This window comes from Archangium sp. Cb G35 (assembly GCF_001896145.1).
GTDB classification, from domain to species: domain Bacteria; phylum Myxococcota; class Myxococcia; order Myxococcales; family Myxococcaceae; genus Archangium; species Archangium violaceum.
Map to the genome: position 1 here is coordinate 198,628 of NZ_MPOI01000004.1, position 26,487 is coordinate 225,114.

The 26,487-nt window shown below is 68.8% G+C and carries 30 protein-coding genes; 25 read left to right on the forward strand and 5 right to left on the reverse strand.

Going from position 1 to position 26,487, the window contains the following annotated elements:
- The first annotated feature begins 7 nt into the window (after window positions 1-7).
- The 5 genes from BO221_RS14230 to BO221_RS14250 all read left to right on the forward strand — a co-directional run bounded on the left by BO221_RS14230 (window position 8) and on the right by BO221_RS14250 (window position 4,069).
- On the forward strand, window positions 8-514 hold the full coding sequence (locus tag BO221_RS14230) for a hypothetical protein (protein ID WP_073560999.1): 507 nt from the start codon (window positions 8-10) through the stop codon (window positions 512-514).
- Window positions 515-607: 93 nt separating this feature from the next.
- Window positions 608-1,987: a tRNA (N6-isopentenyl adenosine(37)-C2)-methylthiotransferase MiaB gene (gene miaB / locus BO221_RS14235; RefSeq protein WP_073561000.1), complete on the forward strand. Its 1,380-nt coding sequence runs from the start codon at window positions 608-610 to the stop codon at window positions 1,985-1,987.
- 27 nt (window positions 1,988-2,014) lie between these two features.
- Entirely contained in the window at window positions 2,015-2,530 is a 516-nt protein-coding gene (locus tag BO221_RS14240) for a gamma carbonic anhydrase family protein (RefSeq protein ID WP_073561001.1), read from the forward strand.
- 38 nt (window positions 2,531-2,568) lie between these two features.
- The gene (locus BO221_RS14245; protein WP_043390977.1) at window positions 2,569-3,024 is read left to right on the forward strand and encodes a Crp/Fnr family transcriptional regulator; all 456 of its coding nucleotides are present in this window, start codon (window positions 2,569-2,571) and stop codon (window positions 3,022-3,024) included.
- Window positions 3,025-3,295: 271 nt separating this feature from the next.
- Window positions 3,296-4,069, forward strand: coding sequence for a DedA family protein (locus BO221_RS14250; RefSeq protein WP_073561002.1), 774 nt, complete (start codon window positions 3,296-3,298; stop codon window positions 4,067-4,069).
- Between the two features lie 161 nt (window positions 4,070-4,230).
- On the opposite strand, the gene BO221_RS14255 is transcribed toward BO221_RS14250, so the two are convergent.
- Window positions 4,231-6,984: a TIGR02266 family protein gene (locus BO221_RS14255; RefSeq protein ID WP_233165997.1), complete on the reverse strand. Its 2,754-nt coding sequence runs from the start codon at window positions 6,982-6,984 to the stop codon at window positions 4,231-4,233.
- Window positions 6,985-7,123: 139 nt separating this feature from the next.
- Between BO221_RS14255 and guaB the strand changes: the two genes are divergently transcribed.
- Complete coding sequence (guaB, locus tag BO221_RS14260) at window positions 7,124-8,581, forward strand: IMP dehydrogenase (RefSeq protein WP_073561003.1); 1,458 nt, start codon at window positions 7,124-7,126, stop codon at window positions 8,579-8,581.
- A 35-nt stretch (window positions 8,582-8,616) separates the two neighbouring features.
- On the opposite strand, the gene BO221_RS14265 is transcribed toward guaB, so the two are convergent.
- Window positions 8,617-9,228, reverse strand: a complete 612-nt coding sequence (locus tag BO221_RS14265) for a hypothetical protein (protein WP_073561004.1) — start codon at window positions 9,226-9,228, stop codon at window positions 8,617-8,619.
- Window positions 9,229-9,329: 101 nt separating this feature from the next.
- On the opposite strand from BO221_RS14265, the gene guaA reads away from it, so the two are divergent.
- Window positions 9,330-10,883: a glutamine-hydrolyzing GMP synthase gene (gene guaA / locus BO221_RS14270; protein ID WP_073561005.1), complete on the forward strand. Its 1,554-nt coding sequence runs from the start codon at window positions 9,330-9,332 to the stop codon at window positions 10,881-10,883.
- 104 nt (window positions 10,884-10,987) lie between these two features.
- Here the strand turns inward: guaA and BO221_RS14275 are convergent, their stop codons facing one another.
- Complete coding sequence (locus BO221_RS14275) at window positions 10,988-13,072, reverse strand: S46 family peptidase (RefSeq protein ID WP_073561006.1); 2,085 nt, start codon at window positions 13,070-13,072, stop codon at window positions 10,988-10,990.
- 550 nt (window positions 13,073-13,622) lie between these two features.
- Between BO221_RS14275 and BO221_RS14280 the strand changes: the two genes are divergently transcribed.
- The 10 genes from BO221_RS14280 to BO221_RS14330 all read left to right on the forward strand — a co-directional run bounded on the left by BO221_RS14280 (window position 13,623) and on the right by BO221_RS14330 (window position 18,151).
- Entirely contained in the window at window positions 13,623-13,895 is a 273-nt protein-coding gene (locus BO221_RS14280) for a hypothetical protein (RefSeq protein ID WP_073561007.1), read from the forward strand.
- Window positions 13,888-14,178, forward strand: a complete 291-nt coding sequence (locus BO221_RS14285) for a hypothetical protein (protein ID WP_073561008.1) — start codon at window positions 13,888-13,890, stop codon at window positions 14,176-14,178. Before BO221_RS14280 ends, BO221_RS14285 begins: the two co-directional genes overlap by 8 nt.
- Window positions 14,171-14,629 (forward strand): hypothetical protein, encoded by a 459-nt coding sequence (locus BO221_RS14290; protein ID WP_073561009.1) that lies wholly within the window; start codon window positions 14,171-14,173, stop codon window positions 14,627-14,629. Before BO221_RS14285 ends, BO221_RS14290 begins: the two co-directional genes overlap by 8 nt.
- Window positions 14,622-14,921, forward strand: coding sequence for a hypothetical protein (locus BO221_RS14295; protein ID WP_073561010.1), 300 nt, complete (start codon window positions 14,622-14,624; stop codon window positions 14,919-14,921). Before BO221_RS14290 ends, BO221_RS14295 begins: the two co-directional genes overlap by 8 nt.
- 86 nt (window positions 14,922-15,007) lie before the next feature.
- Window positions 15,008-15,211, forward strand: a complete 204-nt coding sequence (locus BO221_RS14300) for a hypothetical protein (protein WP_143195441.1) — start codon at window positions 15,008-15,010, stop codon at window positions 15,209-15,211.
- Window positions 15,208-15,528, forward strand: a complete 321-nt coding sequence (locus tag BO221_RS14305) for a hypothetical protein (protein ID WP_073561012.1) — start codon at window positions 15,208-15,210, stop codon at window positions 15,526-15,528. The genes BO221_RS14300 and BO221_RS14305 overlap by 4 nt, the downstream gene beginning before the upstream one ends.
- The gene (locus BO221_RS14310) at window positions 15,525-15,800 is read left to right on the forward strand and encodes a hypothetical protein (protein WP_073561013.1); all 276 of its coding nucleotides are present in this window, start codon (window positions 15,525-15,527) and stop codon (window positions 15,798-15,800) included. Before BO221_RS14305 ends, BO221_RS14310 begins: the two co-directional genes overlap by 4 nt.
- Complete coding sequence (locus BO221_RS14315; protein ID WP_073561014.1) at window positions 15,797-16,048, forward strand: hypothetical protein; 252 nt, start codon at window positions 15,797-15,799, stop codon at window positions 16,046-16,048. The genes BO221_RS14310 and BO221_RS14315 overlap by 4 nt, the downstream gene beginning before the upstream one ends.
- A gap of 1,051 nt (window positions 16,049-17,099) precedes the next feature.
- Complete coding sequence (locus tag BO221_RS53680) at window positions 17,100-17,576, forward strand: hypothetical protein (RefSeq protein WP_143195442.1); 477 nt, start codon at window positions 17,100-17,102, stop codon at window positions 17,574-17,576.
- A gap of 374 nt (window positions 17,577-17,950) precedes the next feature.
- Window positions 17,951-18,151, forward strand: a complete 201-nt coding sequence (locus BO221_RS14330; RefSeq protein ID WP_073561017.1) for a hypothetical protein — start codon at window positions 17,951-17,953, stop codon at window positions 18,149-18,151.
- 791 nt (window positions 18,152-18,942) lie between these two features.
- Here BO221_RS14330 and BO221_RS14345 read toward each other — a convergent pair.
- Both BO221_RS14345 and BO221_RS14350 read right to left on the reverse strand, forming a co-directional pair.
- A complete protein-coding gene (locus tag BO221_RS14345) occupies window positions 18,943-19,590 on the reverse strand; it encodes a recombinase family protein (protein ID WP_073561020.1) in 648 nt (215 codons plus the stop codon).
- A 9-nt stretch (window positions 19,591-19,599) separates the two neighbouring features.
- Window positions 19,600-19,806, reverse strand: coding sequence for a helix-turn-helix domain-containing protein (locus tag BO221_RS14350; protein WP_073561021.1), 207 nt, complete (start codon window positions 19,804-19,806; stop codon window positions 19,600-19,602).
- Between the two features lie 564 nt (window positions 19,807-20,370).
- Here BO221_RS14350 and BO221_RS14360 point away from each other — a divergent pair.
- From BO221_RS14360 to BO221_RS14395, 8 genes are all read left to right on the forward strand, one after another.
- Window positions 20,371-20,976 (forward strand): hypothetical protein, encoded by a 606-nt coding sequence (locus tag BO221_RS14360; protein WP_073561023.1) that lies wholly within the window; start codon window positions 20,371-20,373, stop codon window positions 20,974-20,976.
- Window positions 20,977-21,003: 27 nt separating this feature from the next.
- Window positions 21,004-21,729, forward strand: a complete 726-nt coding sequence (locus BO221_RS14365; RefSeq protein WP_073561024.1) for a hypothetical protein — start codon at window positions 21,004-21,006, stop codon at window positions 21,727-21,729.
- A gap of 3 nt (window positions 21,730-21,732) precedes the next feature.
- Window positions 21,733-22,428: a helicase HerA domain-containing protein gene (locus BO221_RS14370; RefSeq protein ID WP_073561025.1), complete on the forward strand. Its 696-nt coding sequence runs from the start codon at window positions 21,733-21,735 to the stop codon at window positions 22,426-22,428.
- A 147-nt stretch (window positions 22,429-22,575) separates the two neighbouring features.
- Window positions 22,576-23,922, forward strand: coding sequence for a hypothetical protein (locus tag BO221_RS14375; RefSeq protein WP_073561026.1), 1,347 nt, complete (start codon window positions 22,576-22,578; stop codon window positions 23,920-23,922).
- A gap of 75 nt (window positions 23,923-23,997) precedes the next feature.
- Entirely contained in the window at window positions 23,998-24,864 is an 867-nt protein-coding gene (locus tag BO221_RS14380) for a hypothetical protein (RefSeq protein ID WP_143195443.1), read from the forward strand.
- 27 nt (window positions 24,865-24,891) lie between these two features.
- Window positions 24,892-25,173: a hypothetical protein gene (locus tag BO221_RS14385; RefSeq protein WP_143195444.1), complete on the forward strand. Its 282-nt coding sequence runs from the start codon at window positions 24,892-24,894 to the stop codon at window positions 25,171-25,173.
- 30 nt (window positions 25,174-25,203) lie between these two features.
- On the forward strand, window positions 25,204-25,950 hold the full coding sequence (locus tag BO221_RS14390) for a hypothetical protein (protein WP_073561029.1): 747 nt from the start codon (window positions 25,204-25,206) through the stop codon (window positions 25,948-25,950).
- A complete protein-coding gene (locus BO221_RS14395) occupies window positions 25,947-26,486 on the forward strand; it encodes a hypothetical protein (protein WP_073561030.1) in 540 nt (179 codons plus the stop codon). The genes BO221_RS14390 and BO221_RS14395 overlap by 4 nt, the downstream gene beginning before the upstream one ends.
- Window position 26,487 lies beyond the last annotated feature (1 nt).

Consider the following 26,487-nt stretch of genomic DNA (forward strand, 5'->3'; position numbering starts at 1 on the left):
GACAGCCATGTCCCGTTCCATGTTCGATGATCTCGAGGTCTCCCAGTCCGAGGCAGTCGGCGCGGCCGACTCCCGGACGCTGCGGTTCGCCGCCCACGCCCTCACCGAGGCCGATCTGCAGGGCCTCCTCCGCTACCAGGAGGCCTTCCTGGCCCATGCGGAACAGGCGAAGCCGGGGGAGACGACGGCGCTCACCACCGCGCACGAGCTCGGCCTGAAGGCGTCCGGACTGGCGGTGAAGGTGGTGGAGATGGGCAACTCCATGCTGCGCGCCTACGCCGGCCAGCGCTGGACGGCGCGCCGGCTGCGCACCCGTCTGGCGGAGCTGGAGCAGCAGTCCGATGCCGTCTCGGTCGGGAAGGCCGGCAAGGTCCGCGACGAGCTGCACCGCGTCGAGAGCCTGGAGCCCCTGGCCCGGCGCTACGGACAGGAGGCGATCGACCTGCTCAACCAGCACGAGGAGCAGCTGGTGGCCCTCCATACCCGGATGCAGAAGGCCCTCACCCGGGCCTAGGGGGGCTCGCCCTCCTGCCCGCCAGGGCGCTGGAACCGTTGCAATCCGCCGGGGCTCGTCGGATAAGAGCCCGTTCTCCGTACGGAAAGACCCATGAAGCGCTACTTCATCCACACCTTCGGCTGCCAGATGAACGTCAACGACTCGCTCCGCATGAGCGAGGTACTCGGCAAGCTGGAATACCGGCCCACGCCGGTTCCGGAGGAGGCGGACCTCATCATCCTCAACACCTGCTCCATCCGCGAGAAGGCCGAGGACAAGATGCTGTCGGCCCTGGGCCGCTACCGCACGGTGAAGCTCGCCCGGGGCACGCTGCTGGGCGTGGGCGGGTGCGTGGCGCAGCAGGAGAAGGACAAGCTCCTCAAGAAGGTGCCCTACCTGGACTTCGTCTTCGGCCCGGACTCCATCGCCAAGCTGCCGGACATCATCGGCCGCGTGCAGGGCGAGCGCGAGCGTGTGGTGGAGACGGCCTGGGTGGACTCGGAGGAGTACGTCTTCCCCCGCGCGGACCCCGAGACGAGCCGCGGCAAGGTGACCGAGTTCGTCACGGTGATGAAGGGCTGCGACAACGTCTGCTCCTTCTGCGTGGTGCCGCACACCCGCGGCCGTGAGGTGAGCCGGGCCTTCCCGGAGGTGCTCGCCGAGGTGGCGGACCTGGCGAAGGTGGGCGTGCGCGAGGTGACGCTGATCGGGCAGAACGTGAACTCGTACCGGGGCGGCATCAGCTTCGCGCAGTTGCTGCTGCGGACGGCGGAGGTGCCGGGCATCGAGCGCGTGCGCTTCACCACGAGCCACCCGCATGATCTGTCGGACGAGCTGATCGAGGCGTTCCGGACGCAGCCGAAGATCATGCCGCACTTCCACCTGCCGGTGCAGAGCGGCTCGAATCCGGTGCTGAAGCGGATGCGGCGCGACTACACGGTGGTGCAATACCTGGAGCGGCTGGAGAAGCTGCGGGCGGCGCGTCCGGGCATCGCGGTGACGACGGACATCATCGTGGGCTTCCCGGGTGAGACGGAGGAGGACTTCGCGCTCACGCTCGAGCTGACGGAGAAGGTGCGGTACGAGAACCAGTTCTCGTTCATCTACAGCCCCCGGCCGAAGACGGGCGCGGCGCTGAAGGAGGACGAGTGGGGTTCGGTGCCGCACGAGGTGAAGATCGAGCGGCTGGAGCGGCTGCAGAAGATCCAGCGGCGCATCAGCGGGGAGCACACGGCGTCGCAGGTGGGGCAGGAGGTGGAGGTGATGGTGGAGGGCCACTCGCGCTACAACCCGGCGAAGCGTTTCGGGCGGACGCCGGAGAACCGCACGGTGAACTTCGACGGTGACGCGCCGGCGGGGGCGTTCGTGAAGGTGCTGGTGGAGAGCGCCACGCCGAACCAGCTGTCTGGCAAGCAGACGGTGGTGCTGAGCCAGCCGGTGGTGGTGCCGCCCGCCGATCTCCCGAGCCCCGAAACCTGCGTCGTGGCCTGAGCCCACCATTCCCCCACTGGAGAACCCATGGCCCTGCGCCGTTTCCGAGATCAAACTCCGCGAGTCCACCCGAGCTGCTTCGTGGAGGACTCGGCGCAGGTGATCGGGGACGTGGAGCTGGGGGAGGACTCCTCGGTGTGGTTCAACTCGGTGCTGCGGGGGGACGTGAACCCCATCCGCATCGGCCGGAGGACCAACATCCAGGATCTCTCGATGATCCACGTCACGAGCCACCGGTACTCGACGGTCATCGGTGACGACGTGACGGTGGGGCACCACGTGGTGCTGCACGGGTGCACGGTGGGCAATCGGGTGCTGGTGGGGATGGGCGCCATCGTGATGGACGGGGTGGAGATCGGCGACGAGTGCATCATCGGCGCGGGCACCCTGCTCACGCCGGGGACGAAGATTCCGCCGGGCTCGCTGGTGGTGGGCTCTCCGGGCAAGGTGAAGCGGGCCATCACCGAGGAGGAGCGGAGCTTCCTGCTCGAGTCCGCGAAGCACTACGTCCAGACGGCCGCGGACCATCGGGCCAGCCGTTAACGTGACGCCCGCCAGCGTGCGTGTTAGGACCACCTCGCATGGAGGTTGCAGCCGCACTCAAGGCATCCCCGCTCTTCAAGGATTTCACCGACGTCGGCATCCAGATTTTCGCCGCCATCGGAGTGGCACGGGCTTTTCCCAAGGGCTCGGCCCTGTTCCTGGAGAACCGGCCTGGCGAGTCCCTCTTCATCGTCGGGGACGGCACGGTGCGGCTGAGTGCGAAGAACACCGCGGGCGAGGAAGTGACGCTCGGGGATGTCGTGGCCGGAGAGCCCCTGGGTGAACTGACCCTCATCCAGAAGGGCGAGCGGCTGTGCACCGCCGTGGCCATGACGGACGTGACGGCGGTGGAGATCCGCCACGCGGACTTCCAGAAGCTCACCATCCAGAAGCCCCAGGCCTGCATGAAGCTGCTGATGGGGATCGTGAGCCACTTTGGCCAGAAGGTCCGAGACAACCGGGAAGCCATGAAGTCGCTCGTGGGAAAGACTTGAAGCACCCCCCCTTGCGCGCCGTGCTACCTTCCTCGCGGACGATACGAGGGATCTTCGAGACACCCACAGAATCCTACCTGGAGCAACCGGGCATTCGGACGAAAGCCCGGGTGTTCGCGGTTCGAGCAGCGGACGCGCCAGGGGATTATGAGTCGGCGCATGGGGGCTCGGAGTTTTGACGACGCGTACCCGGTTGATGCGGGGGCGCTGGAGGCCAGGGCTCGGATGACGATGCCTGCCAGGTCTCCCCGGACGTGACAGAGAGACGAGCGTGCAAGAATTCCTCACCAACCTGCTGGGCAGTACCCACGGCTTCTTCGCCTATGCCACGGTCTTCGGCATCCTGGTGGCGTGTGGGCTCGGCGTGCCATTGCCCGAGGACATCTCGCTCATCCTGGGCGGCTTCCTGGCCCACAAGGGCGCGGCCAGCCTGTCGATGATGATGCTGGTCGGCTTCCTGGGCATCCTCGTGGGCGACAGCCTCATCTTCTACGCCGGCCGCCGGCTGGGCTCGAAGGTGGGTCGCTCTACCACCCCCACCGGCTTCCTGGGTAAGTTCATCACCCCCGAGAAGCGGGCCCGGGTGGAGGGGCTGTTCGCGCTGCACGGGCAGAAGATCGTGATGATCGCGCGCTTCATGCCCGGGGTGCGAGCGGTGACGTACTTCAGCGCCGGTTCCGCGGGCATGTCGTACTGGCGCTTCCTCTTCTGGGACGGGCTGGCGGCGCTGCTGTCCGCGCCGTTCTTCGTGTGGCTCGGCTTCCACTTCGGGGACAAGCTGGACTACGCGATCGACCGGATGAAGGAAGGGCAGCTGGTGGTGTTCGGCTCCCTGGCGGTGGTGGGGCTCGGGGTGTTCCTGTGGCGGAAGCGGATCGCGGCCGCGCGTGGGGCGACGCTGGATGCGGCGGTGAAGGCCTCGCCAGTGCCCGCGCACCTGCTGACGGGCGCGGCGGCGGCTTCCGACGTGCAGCCGGCTCCGGCGCCCGTGTTCGAGATGGCGGAGAATCCCTCCGGTACGGATCGTCTGCCGGTCCGCGACTGAGGACGCCAACATCCCCCAATTTCCCCTCTCCCCCCGGGATAGGAGCCCCCCGTCGTTCAAAGGGGGGGCAAGCCCCCCGGGGTGAGGGTATCAAGAGTCCCAGGTTGCCCCTGTGAGCCGGAAGGGAAGGGCCCGCGATTCGCGGGGTCCCCCTCTCCGGCTCACGCGCGTCCGAGGATCCGCTTCAACCACCCGACCAGTCCACCGGGGGCCACGTCCCGAGCGGTCGCGGCGATGGCGATGGGCAGGGCCACGGGCTGAGCCGCGGTGGGCTTCTGTACGGCGGGCATGCCGGGCAGCGACTGCCTGCGAGGCATGGGCGGCGGCTCGGGCTGACTCGGGTGGTTGGGCCCGAGCTTCGCCTTCACCTGCTCGGGGTTGTCGCGGGTGGAGAAGGCGTTCATCACCTCGATGCCGCTGATCTGCTCGCGGGCGGTGACGGTGAGGATGCACTCGTTGTCCACGGCGAAGGTGACGGAGACCTTCACCGAGCCGCGAGGCCCACCAGGCAGCCCGGAGATCTTCAGCGTGCCCAGGTACTCGTTCTCCACGGCGCGATCGGAGTCGCCCTGCAGGATGATGAGATCGAGCTCCTGCTGATCATCGCGGCTGGTGGAGATCTGGTAGCCCTTGTTGGCGGGCAGGGGAGCGTTGCGCTCGAGCACGGGCTTGAAGCGGCCGCCGGGCAGGCCCACGCCGATGGCCATGGGCAGCACGTCGATGAGCTGCACGCCGTCGTTCTGGGCCAGGCTGTGGGCGAGCAGGGCGGCGCCGAGCGCCACGGCCTCGTCCGGGTGCACGTTCTTGGTGGGCACCTTGCCGAAGAACCAGTTGATCTTCTCGTGGACGAGCGGCGAGCGGCTCTGACCGCCCACGAGGATGACCTCGTCGATGTCCTTGGGGGTGAGGCCCTTGGCGTCGAGCACGTCGGCGCAGACCTGGAGGGTGCGGTTGACGAGCTCCTCGGTGAGCTCGACGAGCTTCTCGCGGGTGAGCTGGACGTCGAGGTCCACAGGTTTGCCCTCGACCATGGTGAGGAAGGCCACGTGGACGCGGACCTGTGAGCGCTCGGAGAGGGAGCACTTGGCGCGCTCGGCGGCGTCCTGGATGCGCTGCATGGCCACCCGGTCCAGCTGGATGGTGAGGCCGGTCAGCTGGCGGAACTGCTCGAGCAGGTACCCGACGATGGCGGTGTCGAAGTCGATGCCGCCGAGGAAGGTATCGCCGCCGGTGGAGACGACCTCGTAGAGGGTGTCCTTGAGCTCGAGGACGGAGGCATCGAAGGTACCGCCGCCGAGGTCGTAGACGAGCACGCGCTGGGTGAGCTTGCGGCCGAAGCCGTAGGCGAGCGCGGCGGCGGTGGGCTCGTTGAGGATGCGCTCCACGTGGAGCCCGGCGAGCCGTCCGGCCTCGCGCACGGCCTGGCGCTGGTTGTCGTTGTAGTAGGCGGGGACGGTGACGACGGCGCGCGAGACGGGCTGGCCGAGCTGGTTCTGGGCGACCTCCTTCACCTCGCGGAGGATGAGGGCGGAGATCTGCTGCAGGCTGTAGATGCGATCTCCGAGCCGCACCGCCGCTTCGCCGTTGTCGCCGGGGGCGATCTCATAGGCGAAGCGATCCTTGATCTGCTGGACGATGGGGGACTCGTAGGGGCGGCCGACGAGCCGCTTGGCGCCGTAGACGGTCTGCCGGGGGTTGGTGAGCATCTGCCCCTTGGCGGGGTGGCCCACCACGAGTTTGCCGCGGGAGTTGAGGGCGAGGATGGAGGGGACGGTGTTGTGCCCTTCGCGGCTGTGGAGGACGGCCGGCTTGCTCTGGCGCACGTAGCCGGCGCAGGAGTTGGTGGTACCCAGGTCGATACCGATGATGGGCCCGGTGCGCTTGGGCTCCTCGGTGGGGGCATCGAAGGCGGGGGCGCTCGGGACCATGGGCGTGGCCGACGCGGAGAGCGTCTGGGTGGGCTCGCGAGGAGGCGCGGGACGGCTCGATGCCACCGGGGGCGTGGGAGGCCTGGGCGCCGCCGGAACGGCCGGAGTCTCCCCGGAGGGGCGCGGAGGAGGCGGCGGGGAGGCCACGGCCGTGGGCCGCGCAGCGGCGGGCGCTGTCTCGATGGGCTCGGCCTCATCGATATCGATGGGCTCGGCATCGATGGGCTCGGCATCGATGGGCTCGGCATCATCGATATCGATGGGCTCGGCATCCGACTGGAGCGCGGGGGCGGGTGGCTCGACGGCGGGCGATGACTGGGACGCGGGCGCGGCCTCGAGCGGGAGTGCGGGGGCGGGTGGCTCGACGGCGGGCGATGACTGGGACGCGGGCGTGGCTTCGAGCGGGAGCGCGGGGGCAGGTGGCTCGACGGCGTATCCGGGCTGAGACGTGGGCGCGGGAGGCGGAGTGAACGTGGCGATGGTCCCGGGCCATGGGGTATGGGCGGGGACCAGCATCTCCTGCGCGGGGTTGGGAGCGGGCGCGGGTGCGACCGCTGGCGCATCCGTCAGCGGCGGAGGCTGCGGCGCTCCAGCGGGGACCGTGTAATCCGCCGGTCCCACCCCTGCTGGGAGTGGGGGAAGGGAAGACTGGGCGTGCGGAAGGGGAGCGATCGCCGAGTCGAGGAACTGCCGGGTGGCGGGGTCCACGGTGAGGAAGCGGAACCCCATGCCGGAGGCTCCCTGCCCGTTCTGCCCGGTGACGAAATGGATGACGGCCGTGCCGTGGATGATTCGGGAGCCATCGGCCAGCTTGAGATCCAGGGTGACCGTGGAACCCGGTGGCTTCACCGTCTTGGCGCGCAGGTAGATGCCGCCGCGCGTGACGTTGGCTCCGTACTTGGCGACGAATTCCTCGGGGGTCGCGAAGGGCAACTTGACGACCAACCCGATGGCTTCTCCCACGGTTGTGCTGTGTGGCTGCGTCACGAGGTAATCCTAACACCAATCGCCTGCACGCCAGGGAGACGGCCGGTGAAAAGGCGGTTTTGATCGTTGCGCCCCTGGCTTTCACCCCTTATGGAAGCGGCTTCACCGCGGGCATGACCCGCTGCTCCCGGGAGCCCCCATGCTGCCTTCTGAAGTCCGGCTCGCGTTGACCTTCGATGACGTGCTCCTCCAGCCAGCGGAGAGCGCGATCCTGCCCAAGGACGCCGATCTCACGACCCGTTTGACCCGCAACCTGCGGCTCAACATCCCGCTGCTCTCCGCGGCGATGGACACCGTGACCGAGGCCCGCACCGCCATCGCCATGGCGCAGGAGGGCGGTATCGGCGTCATCCACAAGAACATGACCCCCGAGCAGCAGGCGCTCGAGGTCACGAAGGTGAAGAAGTTCGAGAGCGGGATGGTGGTGGATCCCATCACCGTCGAGCCGCAGGTGCCGCTGGCCCGGGCCATCGAGCTGATGCGGCAGTACAACATCTCGGGCATCCCGGTGGTGCAGGGCCGCAAGCTGGTGGGCATCGTCACCAGCCGCGACGTGCGTTTCGTCACGGATCTGGGACAGAAGGTGGAGGCGGTGATGACGCGCAAGCTCGTCACCGGCCGCGAGGGCATCAACCAGACGGATGCCCAGAAGCTCCTGCACGAGCACCGCATCGAGAAGCTGCTGATCGTCGACGAGCAGTTCGAGCTCCGGGGCCTCATCACCATCAAGGACATGGAGAAGCGGCGGACCCGGCCCAACGCGGCCAAGGACGCCAAGGGCCGGCTGCTGTGCGCCGCCGCGATCGGTGCCTCGGCGGACCGTGAGGCCCGCATCGACGCGCTGGTGAAGGCCGGCGTGGACGTCATCGTCATCGACACGGCCCATGGTCACTCCAAGGGCGTCATCGACGCCGTGCGCGACACGCGGAAGAACTTCCGCGGCTTCGAGCTGATCGCCGGCAACGTGGCCACCGCGGCGGCGACGCGGGCACTCATCGAGGCGGGCGTGGACTCGGTGAAGGTGGGCATCGGCCCCGGCTCCATCTGCACCACGCGCGTGGTGGCGGGCGTGGGCGTGCCCCAGCTCACGGCCATCGACGACTGCGCGCGCGAGGCGGACAAGCACGGCGTGCCCGTCATCGCCGATGGCGGCATCAAGTACTCCGGTGACATCGTCAAGGCGCTGGCCGCCGGGGCGAGCACGGTGATGATCGGCTCGCTCTTCGCCGGCACCGAGGAGGCGCCGGGCGAGGTGATCCTCTACCAGGGCCGCAGCTACAAGAGCTACCGCGGCATGGGCTCCATGGGGGCCATGAAGCAGGGCGCCAAGGACCGCTACTTCCAGTCGGACGTGGAGGCGGTGAAGCTGGTGCCCGAGGGCATTGAAGGCCGCGTGCCGTACAAGGGCAGCCTGAGCATGAACATCCACCAGATGCTGGGTGGCCTGCGCAGCGGCATGGGCTACGTGGGCTGCGGCACCATCGAGGATCTGCGCACCAAGGCGGAGTTCGTGCGCATCACCTCGGCCGGGCTCAAGGAGAGCCACGTGCACGACGTGATCATCACCGAGGAGGCGCCCAACTACCGGGTGGAGTAGGGCGCCCGGGCCGGCCGGAGGGCCGTGAGCGCCGGCTACTTGCCGCGCTTGCGGCCGGTGTTGCCGCTGGCGGGCTCCTCCGCCGCGGCCGGGGCCACCTTCTTCTCCGCGTTGAGCACCTTGCCCAGGAGCTGCTCCTTGTCATCCGGGTTGAGCGTCTCGATGGCCTGGCGCAGGGTGGTGAAGTCCAGCCGGGCCACGGTGACGGTGTTGCCGCCCTTGATCTCCTGCACGGTGGGCAGTTCCACCAGCTCGCGCACGTAGGTCTCGAACTCCACCTTCACGTCCGCGGTCTGCTGGATGCAGTTCTCGCGGGCGGCGACCAGCTTCTGGCTGCCCTCGGTGTAGTTGAGGTCCGGGTTGCGGTTCATCGCCTCCTCGAAGGTGGCGTTGCGCTTCATCAACGAGGTGTAGAGGTCGATGTAGCTCATCACCCGGTCGGCCTCCGGCCGGTTGACGTTGCGGGCCTGGGTGAGGGCGTCGCTGGTGTCGTCGCAGTGCACCTTGGCCAGTGCTTCGGCGTCCGGGGTATCTCCGGCCGAGGAACGGCTCGGCGATTCGCGCTCCAGACGCTCTTCCGAGGAGATCTCCTTCAAGCAACCGGTGGCGGACAGCAGCAGGACGGTTGCAACGGCGGGCAGGCGCATCCAGGACCTCTTCGAGTTCGAGCGGGACTTAATGGTTGATTTCCGAAAGTTTGTAGCGATAAGGCCCGCATCCGTCAACGCGCGCCCCTCATGGAGAGTGTGTGGATATTCACGCTGAGAAGATCCTGATCCTCGATTTCGGGAGCCAGTACACGCAGCTCATCGCCCGCCGGGTACGGGAGCTCGGCGTGTACTGCGAGATCCACCGTCCGGATCTCCCCGCGGAGGACATCCGCCGGTTCGCCCCGCGCGGCATCATCCTTTCCGGAGGGCCGGCCTCGGTGGAGACCGAGGGCTCGCCGCGGTGCGACCCCTACGTCTTCGGCTCGGGGCTGCCGGTGCTGGGCATCTGCTACGGCCTGCAGCTGATCTCCAAGCTGCTGGGAGGCCGGGTGGACCGCTCCGCGCACCGCGAGTACGGCTCGGCCGAGGTGGAGGTGCTGGCGGCGCGTGGGCCGCTGGCGGGCTTCAAGCTGGGCGATCGGGTGAAGGTGTTGATGAGCCACGGAGACCGGGTGGACATGCTGCCGCCGGACTTCGAGGCCATTGGCCGCAGCGGCAACTCGCCGTACGCGGCGGCGGCGCACAAGAGCAAGCCCATCTACGGCCTGCAGTTCCACCCCGAGGTGGTGCACACGCCAATGGGCAAGGAGATGCTGCGCGCCTTCCTGTTCACCGACTGCAAGGTGAGCGGGAGCTGGACGATGAAGGGCTTCATCCAGGAGGCCGAGGACGCCATCCGCCGCCAGGTGGGCGAGCACGGCCGGGTCATCTGCGGGCTGTCGGGAGGCGTGGACAGCTCGGTGGCGGCGCTGCTGCTGCACCGGGCGCTGGGGGCGCGGCTGCAGTGCATCTTCGTGGACAACGGCCTGTTGCGGCAGGGCGAGCGTGAGCAGGTGGAGGCGCTCTTCGTGGATCGCTTCCACGTGCCGCTGAAGACGGTGGACGCGCGGGCGCGGTTCCTGTCGGAGCTGGCCGGGGTGACGGACCCGGAGAAGAAGCGGAAGATCATCGGCCGCGAGTTCATCACGGTGTTCGAGGAGGCCGCGCGGGACGTGCAGGGCGCCGAGTTCCTGGCGCAGGGCACGCTGTACCCGGACGTGATCGAGTCCGTGTCGTACAAGGGCCCGTCCGTGACCATCAAGAGCCACCACAACGTGGGCGGGCTGCCGGAGAAGATGAACCTCAATCTGGTGGAGCCGCTGCGCGAGCTCTTCAAGGACGAGGTCCGCGCGCTGGGCCGCGAGCTGGGGTTGCCGGACGAGATGGTGTCGAGGCAGCCGTTCCCGGGGCCGGGCCTGGCCATCCGGGTGCTGGGGGAGATCACCGAGGCGCGGTTGGAGCTGGTGCGCCGCGCGGATGCCATCGTCCAGCAGGAGATCCGGGACGCGGGTCTGTACAAGGAGCTGTGGCAGGCGTTCGCGGTGCTGTTGCCGGTGCAGAGCGTGGGCGTGATGGGGGACGAGCGCACCTACGAGTCCACCTGCGTGCTGCGCGCGGTGACGAGCGTGGACGGCATGACGGCGGACTGGGCGCGGCTGCCGTATGACGTGCTCGAGCGCATCTCCACGCGCATCACCAACGAGGTGCGTGGCATCAACCGCGTCGTCTACGACGTCTCCTCCAAGCCGCCCGCCACCATCGAGTGGGAGTAGCCGCGGGGGCAGGGGGTAGGCGGAGAAGAACAAAGGGGCTGCCCGGGTGGATTCGGGCAGCCCCTTCGTCTTTTCAGCGGGATGTCAGGGGACGGCGAGCCGGACTACAGGTTGGGGCTGGCCTTCAGGGTGGGCGTGGAGCCCGGACGCAGCTCCTCGAGGACGCGGTCGGCCTTGTAGACCTTCTTGAGCGCCTCGATGAGGGCCTCGCTGTGGACGGAGACGGCGCGGTTGACGCTCTCGTCGAAGCCGTAGTCACCGCCGAGCGACTGGATGTTGCCGTCGAACACCAGGCCGACGATCTCGGCGTCCTTGTTGATGACGGGCGAGCCCGAGTTGCCGCCGATGATGTCGTTGGTGGTGACGAAGTTCATCGGGGTGGAGGCCGTCAGATCCTTCTGCGCGGCGAGCCAGCTCCTGGGCAGGGCGAACGGCTCCTGGCCGGTGTGGCGGTCGAAGGTGTTGCCCATGGCGGTGATGGGATCCACCTGCTTGCCGTCCTCGGTGTAGCCCTTCACCGAGCCGAAGGACAGGCGCAGCGTGCCCGTGGCGTCCGGGTAGATGCCGGTGCCGTAGACCTCGAACTTCGCCTGGGCCACCAGCTCGCTGTTCTTGCGGATGACGGCGTCCACCTGCTCCTCGTACGTCTTGCGGATGGCGCGGCCGTCCGGGTCCACCAGGGCCGCCAGCTGGATCATCGGATCCTTGGAGGCCTCGATGGCCTGCTTGCCGCCCTTGTAGAGCTGATCGCGCAGCTTGAGATCGGCCAGCTTCGTGCCCTTGACGACGCGGGCGGCCAGTGCCGCGGGAGACTCCTTGCCGAGCACCTTCTTGACGAACGGGTGATCCGGGCTCAGCTCCTCACGGATCTTCGTGAAGGCGAACGTCAGCTGGGCGATCTCCAGCTCGGGGTAGACGGGCGCCTTGCTCATCAGCTGGTTCTCGAGCGAGCGCAGGCCCGCCTCGTTGTAGCCGCGCATGCGCTCCGTGTCCGGCTTGGTGCGCTCCTCGGCGGCGCGCACCAGGGTGCGGGCCACGTGGAAGAGCTGCGAGTTGAAGCCGTTCTCGACGTTCTCGTAGTCCTTGCGGATGTTGCGGTAGGTGTCCTGGGCGCGGGCGATCTCATCCCAGGCGTTGCCGTACTTGGCCTTCATCTTCGGGTCCGCGTTGACCTTGGCGCGCAGCTCCTGCTCGGCGGCGACCTTCTGGGCGAAGAAGGCCTTGTCGACCAGCTGCTCGTGTTTGCCCTTGGTGGCCTTGAGGGAGTTCTCCACGCCGAAGAGCATGTTGTTGGAGATGCGCTTCTGCTCGGCGCCGCGGTTCTGGAACTCGGTGACCATGCCGCGGACTTCCGAGAGCTTGAAGAGCTGCTTGGGCAGGCCGGTGTCGCGCAGGTACTCGAGCTGCGCCACCGTCAGGCCGCGCGAGGTCCTTCCGGGGTGGCCGGAGATGAAGGTGAGCTCGCCTTCCTTGGCGCCCTTGTCGGACCACTTGAAGTATTCGGGGGTCTTCGCGGGCTTGCCGTCCTTGGTGTAGGCGCGCACGAAGGTGACATCCAGGTCGTACCGGGGGAACTCGAAGTTGTCCGGGTCGCCGCCGAAGAAGGCGATGGCGTGCTCGGGGGCGAACACGAGCCGCACGTCCTGGTAACGCTGGTAGCGGTAGAGGTTGTATTTGCCGCCCTGGTAGAGCGTCACCACGTCACAGCGCACGTCCGAGGCGCCGTTGGTGCAGGCCTTCTCCAGCTTGGACATCTCGGCCTTGAGGGTGTCGGCGTACGCCTTGCCGGTGAGGCCCTGGGTGGCGGTGTTGAGCTTGTCGGTGACGTCGGTGATGTCCACGAGCTGGGTGAGCTCGAGGGCCGGGCACTGGATCTCCTCGGCCTGGGTCTTGGCGTAGAAGCCGTTGGCGATGAAGTCCTTCTTGGCGGTGGACAGCTGCTGGATGCAGCCGCGGGCGCAGTGGTGGTTGGTCATCACCAGGCCGTTCGGGGAGACGAAGCTGGACGAGCAGCCGCCGCCGAACTTGGCCGAGGCCAGACGGACCTTGTTGAGCCAGTCCTGGGAGGGCTCGAATCCGTACTTCTCCTTGACCTTGGCGGAGGGGAAGTTGTTGTAGGTCCACATGCCCTCATCGGCGAGCGCGGGGGCGGCGCCGAGGAGGGAGGCCACGATGAGAAGACGCTTCATGGAGTTGAAGTTCCTTTCCGGGAGCCGGAAGAGATGCGGCGGGGTTTGTCCTGGGAACAGCCGGTCCCGGTCAAGCGGGGAGAAATTCCCGGCCCCTGAACTCATGAGCGGGGCTTTGATTTCCGAAGAGCAGGCGAGCGTGGCGATTGACGCGACCCGTCGCGATCCGGCCTGGAGACTGGGAGACGGGGAAGCACATGCGCCAAGTACGGCCGCCGGACCTGGCCTGGAAACCCCTCTGGATGGTCCGTGGGCTTAGTTTACATAACGCATCTTATCAGACCCTAAGCCCAGGGAATCACTAGGGATTTCGCGGGGTTCGTCGGCTGCCCAACGGCTGGCCCGAAACCCGCTTGCTGGGTACCTCTCTGCCCACCTGGCACGTCTTCCGGCGCGCTCGAGCCCAACCGCTCGCGCGCCTCTCCACCCTGACTCCTCGCCAGTGACGGCCGGTCTGGCGAGGCCGAACGGCCGGGTTTCCTGGTGCTGCCCATTCGCGGCGCCAGGTGCCCGGCCGTTGCTGTTTTCCCACCGGCCTGGAGCCTCGCCAGTGGCCCCAACTCAGAAGAAGAAGCACCCGCAGCACTTCCCTCAACCGCCCCAGCACGGGCCCGCCGCGGCCGAACTGGGCCTGCGGTCCATCCGTGACGACCTGCAAGGCCTGCCCGCAGACCTCGAGCGCACCGCCGCGAACCTGCCCCCCGGCCACCCCAACGCGGCTGAGCTCCGGGACCTGGCCGCGACGGTTCGCACCGTCCGGATCGCCGTGGCTCGCATCGCCATCTGGCTCGAGGACGAGCGCCAGGAGGCCCGCCATGGCTGAGACCCTCAGGTACAGGTGCGGCAACGCCGGCTGCGACTTCAGCACGGACGACGCTGGCGATCTCAAGGTGCACGAAATCACCGAGCACGGCCTCAGCCGCGTCGAGGTGCACCAGGAAGCGGATGCCCCCCTGCCGTCGTCCGTGACGTTCCCTCCGCTGGAGCAGTTCGAGCGCGGGCTCGCCCAACTCCGGTGCGAGCGCAGTGGCGGACACGTGCCGAGCCTCCGCACCCCGGGCGTTTGCTGCTCCTGCCTCGCCTCGCTGGAGGTCTCCAATGGCTGAGAACCTGCCCCCCGAGTACCGCGAGATGCTGTCGGCACGCATCAAGGCCGCAATGCAGGCCCAGGACGACCTGACCGACCTGGTGAGGCTTGCGACGAAGCTCGGCCGTGTCGACGAGGCCGAGCGCCTCGAACGGCTGTGCGGCCTGGCCGAGGGCGTCGAGGACGGCCTGCGGGACATCAGCTACGAGGTGGACGGAATGATCAACGCGGGCCATGTCACGCGCCTCATCGTGGCCGACGTGGGTGTCCCTCAGGCGTGTTTGAGCGACCAGCACACGCCCGCGCCCAAGAACCCCCGCCGGTGCCTGTACTGCTACGCATTCCCGCTCGAGCGCATCGAAGAGGACGCCCGGATCCGACAGGCGGCCCGTACTGCCCTCGGCCTGCAGAGGGGTGCTCCGCCCAGGGACGACCAGCCCAGCAAGGACCAGGAGGACTCGCGTGGCTAGCTCCAAAAAGCCCAGCGGTCCTCTGTCCCCGTCCGAGGCCCTGGTTCTCGTCTACCTCTGGCTCAACCCCGCCAGCACTGTCTCCGAGGTTCGTGCCAACGCTCCCGAGCCTCGGGCCCTGGCCGTGCTCCGCGCGCTCAAGGCCCGACGCATGGTGCGCCAGGGAAAGCGGCTGTGGAGCGTTTGCCGCGCTGCGGGCGAGTTGATGGCCATCGGTGCGCGCCTGCAGCGCGCGGGCCTTCCCATCTTCCGACAACTGGAGTCAGCTCCCCCGTACGAGGTGCCGCGATGACGCCGCTCGACCGACGCCTCAAGCACTCTCGCCGGTGCCGGAACTGCTCACGCACCATCCCGGCCTTGGCGTCCGTCGCCAGCGACTTGCGCACAGTCGTCCCGGAGCGGTTGCAGCGCGCCCGTGAGCAGTACTCGGCGGCGAACCAGTTGGGTCTCGAGTACCCGGCCACCGTCGGGGCTCTCGAGGAGTTGCTGCCCGACCGGGCCGCGCTCGTACTCGGCTTCTGCGATCGTTCGTGCGAGAGGCGCTACGCCGAGCGGGCCCAGGAAGCGAGGGCCGACACATGACCCTCGGGCCCTCAAAAGACCTCTGGCTCAAGGACCCCGACCGGGCCCGCGAGATCGAACGCCAGGCCCAGCAGAAGCACGCGGTCACCCCCGGTGGTGCGCCGCGTGCTCAGCAGCAGCCCTATCGCGAGCAGCTCTCCCTCTTCACGACGCAGGCAGAGCCGTGCAGGGCCTGCAAGCTCCTCCCTGAGCAGTCGGGCCGGACGACGTACCGGCACGCCTGCTGCGGGGCCTGGATGTGCCTGCCCTGCCACAACGTGGAGATGCCGGCCGGGTTCGCCTGCATACCCGCCGACGAGCTCCGGAGGATGCCATGACGCCCACGCAGGAACGTGTCGCCAGGGCTCGCGTGGCGTACACCCACGCCGCCCACGAACTGCTGGTCGCGACTCAGGCAGAGCTCAAGGCCCTGCATTGGTTGCAGGTCGCCGAGGTCACGTACGGCCCGGCGTCCGAGGCAGCCAATCAGGGGCGCGGGGCGTGGAGGGCTGCAGTTGAGGTGCGAGAGAAGGCCGCTACCGGCCTGCGCTCCCGTACCGAAGAGGTCGACCAGGCGCAGAATGCCCTCGAAGCGGAGGCCCGAAGATGAACCGCCTCCGTCGACGGCGCTATGGCGATGGCTGGACAGACCCGGTGAACCCCGTCCGCGTGACGTGGTTCACCGTGCTGGCGCTCCTGCACCTGGCCACGACGGTCGTGCTCGAGCTCGTCTTCGCCCACCTGGCGATGACAGGAAACGTGCCGGGGGCGGTCCTCGTGACGCTCGGCGCGGCCCTCAACCTCTGGCACACCTGGGCCAACGCCCAGGACGTGCTCGAGGAGGTCCGGCGATCATGAGCACCTCGGCCCCCGCGATGTGTCCACTCTGCTGGCGCATCATCCCCACGTTTGTGCCCCTCGGCGGGGATGGCTCTTTCGTCGTCATGCGCCGCCATCGGTGCGTGAAGGACTCGATGAAACGCCCGGTTCAGCGCCCGTCGGCGGGCGCTGCCCAGGGGAGGCTGCCCGCAGAGCCGTGACGTAGTCCCAACAGGCCCCCTGGCGTCCGTCGGACGCTGGGGGGGCCGACGTGATGCAGCACCGGAGCTGTGCCTCTATGGCGTTGGACTGGATACAGGTGGATGTGGGGTTCTCTCGGACGGTCGCCGCCGTCGCCGCGGCCGACATGCTGGGGCTGGACCGCCTCACCTTCCTCGGACACATGCAGGAGCTCCAGGTGTGGGCTGTGCAGGCCCTGCCAACCGGACGCTTCTCCCCCCTGGACGCGTCCGGCGGACGCGGGTCGGACGCGTCCGCGGACGAGCCACGCTGGGCAAAGGCCCTGGAGCTGGGCGCCTTCTGGACGGGCGAGGCCGGCCGCTTCTGGGACGCCCTCCTCCGGGCGGGCATTCTCGTCAGGGAGGGGGACGGCGTCCGCCTCACGACGAGCGACCGGTACGTGCAAGCCCTTGAAAAGAGGTCCCGCGAGGCCAAGCGTAAGCGGGAGGCCCGGGCCAGGGCCAAGGGTGGACCGTCCGCAGGACGTCCGGCGGACGTCCGCCCCCAGATGAGACGAGATGAGATGAGACGAGATTCTTCTACTGCTGCAGCAGGGGTGGCCTCGCCTGGAGCGTCCGCGGGACGTCCGGCCCTTGCTCCCCTGGGTCCGTCCGCAGACGCCCCCCCGGACGTCAAGCCGGTACAGCGCGCCCTTCCGGGTGCCCACCTGGTTCCGGCATCCGCCCCCCGCGGGAAGCGGCGCCAGGAGGCCCTGGAAGCCCGGGAGGGCGGCCCCCCTGGAGTAGAGACCCCCCTCACCCCGCAGGAGGGCTCTACAGGCCCGGCAGAGGCCTTCTTCGCCCGCTGCCAGGCCCTCCGGAGGGAGCGTTGGGGGGTGCCAGCGGGGGCCATGCCCAAGGGGTGGGCGTCTTGGTACGCGGAGGCCGTCGCTGCGCTCAACGGTGACGAGCAGCGCCTGGCAGAAGCTTGGTGCCGCTACCTCGAGGATGAATGGGCGCGGGGGCTCAAGCCCACCTGTCCGGCCAATGCCTTCCAGACGGTGTGGGATCGGCACGTGACGCCCCTCGGCCAGCAGTCGCCGGTGGTAGCGGTGCCGGTGGACACGTCAACAGACGAGAGGCGAGCCTGGCAGCTGTGCCTCGCTGCGCTCGAGGCGAAGGGTGTCCGCTCCGTGCTGCCCTGGCTCTGCCAAGCCACCCCCGTTGGCGTCGTCGACGGCGAGCTCGTGATGAGGTGCCCGGACGCACACTTCCGGGAGGCCGTCGTCGACGAGTACGCCGACATGCTCGACGAGGTGGCGTGCTCGGTGGACCTCGAGGGCATTCGGTGGGTGGTGGAAGACCAGCCGGCGGCAGCGTCGGCGTAGGAGGGCAACGTGGGCGACAGGCACATCAGACGGTTTCGGAGGCAGGGACGGCGCGACGTGAACCGACGTCACGACGATGGGCGGCCGTACGTCCGGGAGACGGTGACGAGCATCGTCACCATCAGCGCCCGGCATTGGGTTCTACCCGGGCCTGGGCGGATCAGCGTCCGAGGCGCGCTCCGCGGGGCCGCGCGGGTGACGGGCGTTCCGCTCGAGGCGCGTTGGGCAGGCGGGGCTCTGGTGTGGTGGTGGCCGCCGGCCATAGGCGAGACGTGGCAATTGCATCGCCAGAAGACGTAGCTCCAGGCCCGAGGGGCGGCCGAGCGCATCCGCAGCCCGGCATGGGTGCTGGTGCTCGAGCGTTCTGAGCGCGCATGAAGCTGAATCCTCAGAACCTGCCCCAGGTCCTCGGCGAGCTGCTCGGCGCCGGCTTGGTGGCCCTGGCCGTCCGGGAGTCCTTCCGACGGGCCCGGTGGGACGTGTTCGCCGCGGCTGGGATGACGCTGCTCAGGGCCGCTGCGGGCCCCGTGCAGCTCGAGTCTCCTGCAGCTGCCTCTCGGAGGTGGGTGCATTGAGCGCTCGGATGGCTCGAGAGAGGCTGGCTGGCTTCCTCTGCGGTCTCGATTCGTCGTCGGGCGTCGTCCAGCTGGCGCGGCAGTTGGCCGAGGTTGCGATTGCCCTCGAGCCCGACGACATGCGGGCTGTCGCGGCATTGATGAGTAGAGCCGCTGAACTCGGCGCGGACGTCCGGAGGCTCAGTGCGCTCTTCCAATCTGGCCGCCCATGGCCTCCGACGGCTCAGTGACGATCCGAGTGACGACCGCCAACGGTGTACCGACGGACGGGTGACGCGTCGGGCCGACGCTCGCCGACGCCGCGAAAACGACCGTTTTTGCGGCGAGCGCCTCACCAGCCCGCAAGTCCCTATTCTGACTGGGGGCAGACGGGCCGCCGCCGCCCTACCCTTTTTGCGGTGCCCTGCGGTGGCCACCATCACCTGGGAGGGTGACGATGAAGCGGAGGCCGTTGATGTTGCCGGGCGATCGGCATGTGACATCGATGGAGGAGGCCTGTATCGCAGAGGACTTGAACGCTGCGGCGGCACTGCGACTCCTGCTCACCAGTGCCGAACATGACGAGCGCGCCGCGTACGCAGCCGTCGTCAGAGAATTGGAGCTGGGCGGACCGAGTCCTCGCACGAAGCTACGCGCCGCGCTGGACCAATGGCGGTCGGCGACCGCGCGGCTCACCGAGGCTGCTCGAAAGGTTGAGGCGCGAATGTGGACCATCCGGGGGAGTCTCATCCAGCTGGACAGCGGGTAGGCCGTAGTGGTCGTTCACCGGCGTCGGAGGCCTCGACGCGGCGTTACGACGGCGTCGGCGGTGCGTCGCCCGGAGTCGACGCAGCCTGTCGACGCTTGGCCTCAGCGAGCCGTCGATCCAGCGTGTCGACGGAGACCTTCAGCCGTCGGGCTGCCTCCGTCTTCACGCCGTCGCAGTCCTTGAGCACCGCCACGGCCTCGAAAGGGTCGACGGGTTTGGGACGGCGGCCGAGCTTCACACCGTCGTCCTTGAGTTGCTGCAGCCTCCGCTTCGTCGCACAGGAGATTTCCCGGCGTCGGTACTGTGCGAAGGTCAGCCAGATGTTGAGGCGCAGCTCCCCGTCGGGCGTGGCGAGGTCCAGGTCCGGCTGAGTGAGGGAGACGACTCCGACGCCGCGCTTGAAGAGCTCTCGGGCGACGAAGCCAGCGTCGAGGAAGTCGCGGCCGAGCCGGGCGACGTCCCAGACGAGCACCGCGGAGAAGCGGTTGAGGGCAGCATCGTGCCGGAGACGCGCTAGCTCCGCCCGCTTCGCATTTGCCCCGCTGGCCTTCTCCGCGTAGACGCCAGCCACATCCCACTTGCGCCTGGCTGCCTCGGCCCGGAGCTCGCGCTCCTGCTGCTCGAGCGTCTGCTCTTCGGTGCTGACTCTCAGATACAGCGCCACCTTCCGGGGCTTGGCGTCGGTGCCCATGAAGAGAGGCTATGCAGCCGGTGCCACCGATGCTTCCGGCGTCCTCACCAACGGGGTGAAGCCCTCCCGGGCCTTGTAGATGCGAATGGCTCCGCGGACGCGCTCGTGCAGCAGCTCGCCGGCATTCACCATCCGCCGGATGGTCCACGAGGAGACCCCGAAGTAGACGGCGGCCTCGTCGACGTCCCAGAAGGCTGACTCTGTCACTGCGCTCATGGTCGCTCTCCCTCCGGGGGCGGGAAGGAGGGTGCCTACCCAACGCGGCACCAAACGCGCCTAATCCTGCTCACTCTGGCTGACTGCACAGCGTAGCCGAATCGCGGCACTGTTCGTGCCCATGGACGCCGAGAGCAACCCACCCGCCGAGAGCCAGGCCGAGCCTGTGAACCCCGAGGAGCCGAGCGACAACCGCGACGACGCTCCGACGGTGGAGGACGGTCCCTCTGCAGGGGGTGCGGCTGGCCCCGAGGCGTCCCACCCGGAGGCCCCGAAGGACTCGAGTCCCTCGGCCCCTCCGGGCCTTTTCGCCCGCGTCTGGCGGTGGTTCACCACCGACCTGGACGGGCGCTGATCTCCGGGGGCGGAGATTCAGGGCCAGCCGCGCTGGAGTCATTCCAGGCCCTGCCGGGGGCGTCAACCCCCGGAGCGCGGCACTTCTACGGCCCGGGGCAGTCGCACGGGCCTCTCTGAGGGGAGCGGGTGCCTACGGGCCCCCTCCTGGTGGGCAAGGGCGGCCCGCCGTGACTCCAGCCCGCCATTTCTTCCGCAGGAGACGGACTCATGAAGAGCAGCACCCGCGCCCACGTCAGGACGGCCGCCATGCTCGCCGCGACGAGCACCTACTCGGAGCCGGAGGCACACCAGACCGCGGCGCGCCAGGCCGAGCCCGCTGCTGCGTCGCCCTCCCCGCTCGAGGCGGAGTTTGGCCTCACGGACCTGGTCCGCTTCGGACGCGAGCTCGCGGCGGAGCTGAAGCGCATCCGGGAGGAGTACCCTCCGGCGGCCCCCCTCAAGTCGGAGCTCCTCGAGTTCGGCGAGAAGATGAAGTTCCGCCAGGCCGACATCGAGAACCGGCTGGACGCCCTCGAGCGGAAGATGGAGGAGCTGCAGGCCTGGACTCAGCAGCAGCTGGCGGGAGCGGGCGCGACCGCGGAGTTCCAGGAGGAGCTGCAGCGCATCCGCGCTGACTACCCGACGGCCAAGGACGTCGAGAACACCCTCACGGAGTACTTCGGCCACCCGAGCGGCCGGGTGACGCGGCTCGAGGGCCGCGTCGGTGGCATGGACGAGCGGATGACGGAGCTCGCCCTCCGGGTGCAGAAGCTCGAGGACGGGGCGGCGACGCCCACCCGCTCGAGCACCGGCAAGAAGCCCTCGTCGAAGTAGCTTCCTCTGCAGCGGAGAGTCGCTCCCATGGCCGACATGCCCTTGTCCAACAACACCACCGTCCCGGCGGAGGCCTCGCCCGCGACGAGCTCCCCCACGCCTCAGGCGGCGGGCGAGCCAGCCGTCGGCCCGAAGAAGAGGCCCGTTGACGAGGAGAAGCGCGAGCGCGACGCGGCCGACGCCCAGCTGCGCCGCGAGCTCAAGGCCCTCGCCAAGGAGAAGAACGCCGACAAGCTCCGGGCCGCGGCCGCGAAGGTGAGGGAGCTCCGCGGAGAGCCCGCCGCTCAGGCTGCCGGACAGGGAGAGGCCCCCAAGCCCGGGGTCGCAGCCCTGGTGAAGGCGGAGCCGGGCCAGAAGGCTGGCTGGCCCAAGCCATCGGAGATCGCCGAACAGGAGGGCCTCATGGCTCACCTCTGGGGAGAGGCCAAGGGCAAGCTGCCCGCCCGCTATGCCCGGGTCCTCGAGGCGCGCGTCGAGAAGGGCCAGGTGGCAGGCGCCGATGGCAAGGTTGAGGAGGTGTCCATCACCATCAACCCGGTGATGACGCTGGCCAAGGGGACGGCCCCGCTGGCCGCCCAGCTCCTCGGCAAGGTCAACGCCATGACGCCGACGGCGGCCGCGGCGACGGCAGTGGCGCTCGTGTTCGCCCCTCCCTTCATCGAGCACATGGGCGAGCTGCTCTTCGGCGCGCCATCCCAGCCCGCCGTCGTCGGGGAGACGACGGAGCCGGCGACGCCGGAGGCGAAGGCCTGAGCCATGAGGCTGCCAGAGCCCAAGATTCGCCCCCTCGAGCCGCGGATGCGCATCGCCCTTCCCGGCATCACAGGAAGCGGCAAGGGCAACCGCGCAAAGGCGCTCATCGCCCGGGAGTGGGCCGGAGGCAAGGGCTGGCCCACCATCGTCATCGACCCGCACGACGAGTACAGCAAGCTGGGGACGGCGCGGCCTGGTGAGGTGGTGCTGGGGTGCTTGCCAACGCGGCTCACGTGGAGCGCATGGCACACGGTGTGGCGCGACGTCATCGACGACCCCGCCCTGGGTCTTGCCATCGTCGCCAACGGCGAGCCCGAGGAGACGGCAGAGGAGCTCGCGGACCTGGTCAACCTGCTGGAGAGCACCGGTGGCATCTTCCTGGTGATGGACGAGCTCCACCGGTACCAGGAGCACGCCGTCCGCACGTTGAACCGCCTGGCGTTCGAGTCCCGCAAGTGGCGCGTCCCCGTGTGCTTCGTCACGCAGCGCATGACGGACATACCCAAGGGCGCCCGCACGCAGCTCACCGACGTCGAGAGCGGGCTGCAGATGGACGACGAGGATGTCGACGCCCTCCGTCGCCGTTGCGGCCGAGACTTTGCCGACCGGGTGTCGCTCCTCCCGCTCGGCGAATCCATCTACTGGAGCGCCAGCCACCAGCTCCCGCCACCGCGGGACGAAAGGAAACGCAGCAAATGAAGACCGGTCTCGTCATCGTCGGCAGCATCGTCGGTACCCTCGTCGTCCTGGGCGCCGCGAAGCGGTTCGCCCCGGCCATCCACAGCATGGTGGCCTGAAACACCCTCACCCGAACGCCTCAGGCCCGCCCCCGGTCCGAGGTAACACGTGAAGAAGGGTAACGTTCTCACCCTCACCACCCCGGGCATCTTTCAGAAGGTCAAGCGCGGTACCTTCGAGCTGCTCAAGGGGAAGGTGATGCCCGTCATGCTCTGCAAGCTGACGGTGCCCATCGCCAACAGCAGCGGCGGAGCCGTCGCGCTCTCGGCCGCGGAGCGCAAGACGCTCCTGTCGCTCTTCATCCTCACCCTGACGCACGGCCGCAACGGCCACCGGAAGCCCTTCAACGCCCTCCCCCTGGACAAGATGCGCCAGCTCGGCCGCTTCGCCGTGGGCCAGGACGTGGCCGGGTGGGACAACACCAGCACCGGGCTGGCCCGGAGCCTCCCCAACGGCCAGACGACGGCCGTCGAGTTCTGGAGCCTCATCCCCACCGGCATGCTCCACCAGCTGCGCGGCGGCCAGCGGGTGTGGAAGGGGGTCGGCCGCTCCCAGGCCAGCACCATCGAGATCGACCTGAAGTACAGCTCCGCCGCGGTGGCGTCGGGACTCGCCATCTCCGGCAATGTGGTGGCGGAGTTCGTGCCGCTGGCCCAGTCGGCCAAGGGGGACCGCGCCGACTACTTCGCCGAGTACATCGAGGTGGAGGAGAAGGACAAGGTGGCCAAGCTACCGCCTGGCCTGCCGCTCCTCATCACCGAGCTCAGCGCGGCGCACGCGGCCTCCGCCCTGTCCTCCTTCCAGCTGGAGATCGACGGGGAGCTCATCCACGACAACGTGTCGGCCGCCGACGTCCTGGTGGAGCTCGAGGGCGTCAACCCGGAGCTGACGGCCGAGGCGTCCATCACCGACGAGGTGACGGTTCTCTATGCCGTCGTCCCGGGGCAGGAGTGGAAGGACCTGCCGACGGGCGCGCCGCGGCTCGAGCAGCTGAAGAAGGACCTGTCCAGCGTGACGCTCGGCTACTACTACGTGCCGATCGTCGAGGAGGAGAAGGTGAAGGGGGACGTCGCCACCTTCGCCAACTTCCGCAACAAGCCGCTGCGCGCGGTGACGCTGGCCGCCATCGAGGGCCTCAAGAACCCGGACCGGTTGGCGCCCTTCGAGCCCTTCCGCCTGCTCGACATGGACGACGCCGAGTTCGAGAAGGTGGCTGGCCTCTACGCCCAGCCGGGCTCGGACAGCGTCGCCGAGTCCATCCCGCCCACCGTCCTGGCCCGGGCCCGTGCCATGTACAACCAGCACCTGGGCGAGGGCGAGACGAAGAGCGCGGACGACATCGTGAAGCAGCTCACCCGGGCGGCGCCTGGTGGAGTGCAGAACGCCCGCGGTCTCGGCAAGGGCCTGAGCGGCACCGGCATCCAGATGCGCGGGCTGCTGCTCAAGGCCCGATAGAGCAGCACCCAGGGGCGCCGGGCTCTCCGGCCTGGCGCCCTCCCCTTCTTTCTGTCCGCCCCGGGGCCCTCTCCCATGAAAGCCTGGCACGTCGTGCTCGCCCTGGCGGCCGTTGGCCTGCCTGCGGCGGCGTATGCTTCCACGCGGCAAGCGTCCGCCGCTGCGCCACCTCCGCCCCTGCCGCCTCCCGTGGCGCCGCCCGAGCCTTCCCCAGTAGGCTTCGCCGCGGCCGAGCCCGATGGCTCTCCCGTCGGCGAGCTCGCGCCGCCCGAGCCGCCGCGCACCGGAGGGGACCTCATCTCCGACGCGGCGAAGCTCCTCGGAGGCGGTGCCGGCGCCATGATCGATCTGGGCCTCAAGAGCCTGGAGCTGCAGGAGCACATCGTCGGCGCGCTCGGCGCCAACGAGGCCACGCAGGACGCGGTCCGTGTCTTCGGCCACGTGGCCTCCGTCGGCTTCGTCGCTCAGCAAGGCCTGGAGAAGCTCGCCGAGGCCGTCGGCATCGACAAGGAACTGGGCAAGGACATCGGCCAGGTGGGCGGCATCGCCGCAGCCGCGGGCCTCGTCTTCGGCGCCCCGGTGGTGGGAGCTGTCGCGGCCGTCAAGGGCGCCGCGGAGTTGGCCAGCGCGGCCATCGGAGCCATCGCCGGCGAGGAGACCGAGAAGGCCGTGCGCGGCGCCGTGTCCGAGCTGGACCCCTTCAAGACGGGGAGTCTCGCCAACCAGGTGATTGGCGGCATCGGTGACGCCATCTTCGGTGAGCGGCCGAAGGCTCCTCCCCCACCCCCGCCCCTGCTCACCGAGGAGCAGCTCGAGGCACGCCGCAAGGCCGAGGTGGAAGCCGCGAAGGCCCTCGCCGAGCAGGAGAAGCAGAAGGCCAAGGTCATCGCGAAGAAGCCCACGGGCAAGAAGCTGCCCTCCGACTCCCTGCAGGACTGGTAACCCGCCCGCCCCCGGCCGAGGTGCAACGTGAATACTACGGAAGTGCTGCTCATCGTCGTTGGTGCCGGGGCCGTCGGTACGGCCGTCTACTTCGTCGCCACCCGGAACAAGGCGCCGGCCGCCGCGCCGTCCCAACCGGTGTACCAGGCCCCGGTGTACCAGCCCCCGCCGCCCGCGTACGTCCCCCCGCCGTCCGTCTCGCGCCCGCCCGCCCCGGCGAATCCGCTTGGGGACCTGGTCAAGGGCATCGGCGACATCTTCAACACCGGCAAGTCCATCTTCAGCGGCATCCAGAGCATCTTCGGCTGAGCCCTCCCCCGCCCCCGGTGGAGGCAGCACATGCGCAGTTTCAGGACGTACGCGGACGAAACGGGCACCATCGACATCGGAGCCACCTGCCATCGTATCGCCGCGGTGCCGGACGTTCCGGAGGATTACAGACTCGCCACCGAGTCGAGCGACGCGGGCGCCAGCGTGCCGGGCGTCTATCCGCTCGAGGTGGTGATGGGGAGTGGGGGTGAGCCGCTCCGCCTGATGGGCCCGAGTGTCATCACCTTCGCAGGGGAGCGGCTGGTACGAGAAATCTCGGGAGCGCAGGCTCACAGCTGCTGGCGCGTGCTCCTCCTGGATGAGGGGGAGGACTACCAGCATATCCCGGGCGTGCGCGCGCTGTTCCCCATGATGCCGGTGAACCAGTTCAAGCTCTTCTCCGGCACCCCGCAGGAGATCATCGACGGCACGGCGCCGGACTGGGAGGGGAATCCTTTCGGCGAGTCGGGCTTCGTCGTCCACCCCTACACCGAGTCGCTCCGGCTCAACTTCCAGACGACGGAGGCGACGTTTGGCCCCGTGACCGTACAGGTGTGGGCGAAGGGCCCGGAGGCGCTGGACACCGCGGCCTACCCGGCCGCCACGCTGAACAACTACGGCTGGACGCTGTGGGAAAGCTTCAGCATCGGGCGTGACACGACGTTCATCCGTCGTGACGTCCCCCACGGCTGCCGCCTGGTGATGACGACGGACGTCCCGACGGCTTTCAACCACGGCATCAGGCCCTCCGTGCGCGCCACCCTGAGGCTCCCGTGACTCCGGCCGCCCAGAAGGCCGCGGCGGACGCCCTGGTGTCCGAGATCCGCGGGAAGTACATGGAGGGGGCACTGGCGGTGGGCTTCTCCCCAGACAACGTCGCGCAGTTTCTCCTTCTGGGCCCCGCCGCCTTCTTCGTGCCCCAGACGGACGCCCAGCGTCGGCTCGAGTCGGCACTCAAGTCGCTCGGCGAGCGCATCACCCGCTGGGAGAAGGTGTACCGCTCGTGGGCGGAGCGCGGCCAGCGCGACGACGGCAGCGCGTACACCTGGGACAGGTGGACGAAGTATGCCCGTGAGGACTTGGCGCGGGAGACGAAGGACCTGCTGGGCACCGTCGTCTCCGAGTCCCTCTTCTTCCGCTTCACCGAGGAGGTAGTGGTGAAGACGGCAGCGGATACCGTCGAGCTCGCGGCGACGGTCGCGAACCCTCTCGCGTGGCCCACGTGGGCCAAGGTGACGGCGGGCGCTGCCGGTGTCGTCGTCGTCCTCTTCGTGGTCCGGCCCTACGTCGCCCCTCTCCTCAGGAGTGCCTGAA

Bases quoted from the DNA above. Each gene is read 5' to 3' on its own strand.
- BO221_RS14230 (WP_073560999.1), top strand. From the start codon at position 8: ATGTCCCGTTCCATGTTCGATGATCTCGAGGTCTCCCAGTCCGAGGCA.
- miaB (WP_073561000.1), top strand. From the start codon at position 608: ATGAAGCGCTACTTCATCCACACCTTCGGCTGCCAGATGAACGTCAAC.
- BO221_RS14240 (WP_073561001.1), top strand. From the start codon at position 2,015: ATGGCCCTGCGCCGTTTCCGAGATCAAACTCCGCGAGTCCACCCGAGC.
- BO221_RS14245 (WP_043390977.1), top strand. From the start codon at position 2,569: ATGGAGGTTGCAGCCGCACTCAAGGCATCCCCGCTCTTCAAGGATTTC.
- guaB (WP_073561003.1), top strand. From the start codon at position 7,124: ATGCTGCCTTCTGAAGTCCGGCTCGCGTTGACCTTCGATGACGTGCTC.
- BO221_RS14265 (WP_073561004.1), bottom strand. From the start codon at position 9,228: ATGCGCCTGCCCGCCGTTGCAACCGTCCTGCTGCTGTCCGCCACCGGT.
- BO221_RS14275 (WP_073561006.1), bottom strand. From the start codon at position 13,072: ATGAAGCGTCTTCTCATCGTGGCCTCCCTCCTCGGCGCCGCCCCCGCG.
- BO221_RS14285 (WP_073561008.1), top strand. From the start codon at position 13,888: ATGGCTGAGACCCTCAGGTACAGGTGCGGCAACGCCGGCTGCGACTTC.
- BO221_RS14290 (WP_073561009.1), top strand. From the start codon at position 14,171: ATGGCTGAGAACCTGCCCCCCGAGTACCGCGAGATGCTGTCGGCACGC.
- BO221_RS14305 (WP_073561012.1), top strand. From the start codon at position 15,208: ATGACCCTCGGGCCCTCAAAAGACCTCTGGCTCAAGGACCCCGACCGG.
- BO221_RS14310 (WP_073561013.1), top strand. From the start codon at position 15,525: ATGACGCCCACGCAGGAACGTGTCGCCAGGGCTCGCGTGGCGTACACC.
- BO221_RS14315 (WP_073561014.1), top strand. From the start codon at position 15,797: ATGAACCGCCTCCGTCGACGGCGCTATGGCGATGGCTGGACAGACCCG.
- BO221_RS53680 (WP_143195442.1), top strand. From the start codon at position 17,100: ATGCCCAAGGGGTGGGCGTCTTGGTACGCGGAGGCCGTCGCTGCGCTC.
- BO221_RS14330 (WP_073561017.1), top strand. From the start codon at position 17,951: ATGAAGCTGAATCCTCAGAACCTGCCCCAGGTCCTCGGCGAGCTGCTC.
- BO221_RS14345 (WP_073561020.1), bottom strand. From the start codon at position 19,590: ATGGGCACCGACGCCAAGCCCCGGAAGGTGGCGCTGTATCTGAGAGTC.
- BO221_RS14350 (WP_073561021.1), bottom strand. From the start codon at position 19,806: ATGAGCGCAGTGACAGAGTCAGCCTTCTGGGACGTCGACGAGGCCGCC.
- BO221_RS14360 (WP_073561023.1), top strand. From the start codon at position 20,371: ATGAAGAGCAGCACCCGCGCCCACGTCAGGACGGCCGCCATGCTCGCC.
- BO221_RS14365 (WP_073561024.1), top strand. From the start codon at position 21,004: ATGGCCGACATGCCCTTGTCCAACAACACCACCGTCCCGGCGGAGGCC.
- BO221_RS14370 (WP_073561025.1), top strand. From the start codon at position 21,733: ATGAGGCTGCCAGAGCCCAAGATTCGCCCCCTCGAGCCGCGGATGCGC.
- BO221_RS14380 (WP_143195443.1), top strand. From the start codon at position 23,998: ATGAAAGCCTGGCACGTCGTGCTCGCCCTGGCGGCCGTTGGCCTGCCT.
- BO221_RS14390 (WP_073561029.1), top strand. From the start codon at position 25,204: ATGCGCAGTTTCAGGACGTACGCGGACGAAACGGGCACCATCGACATC.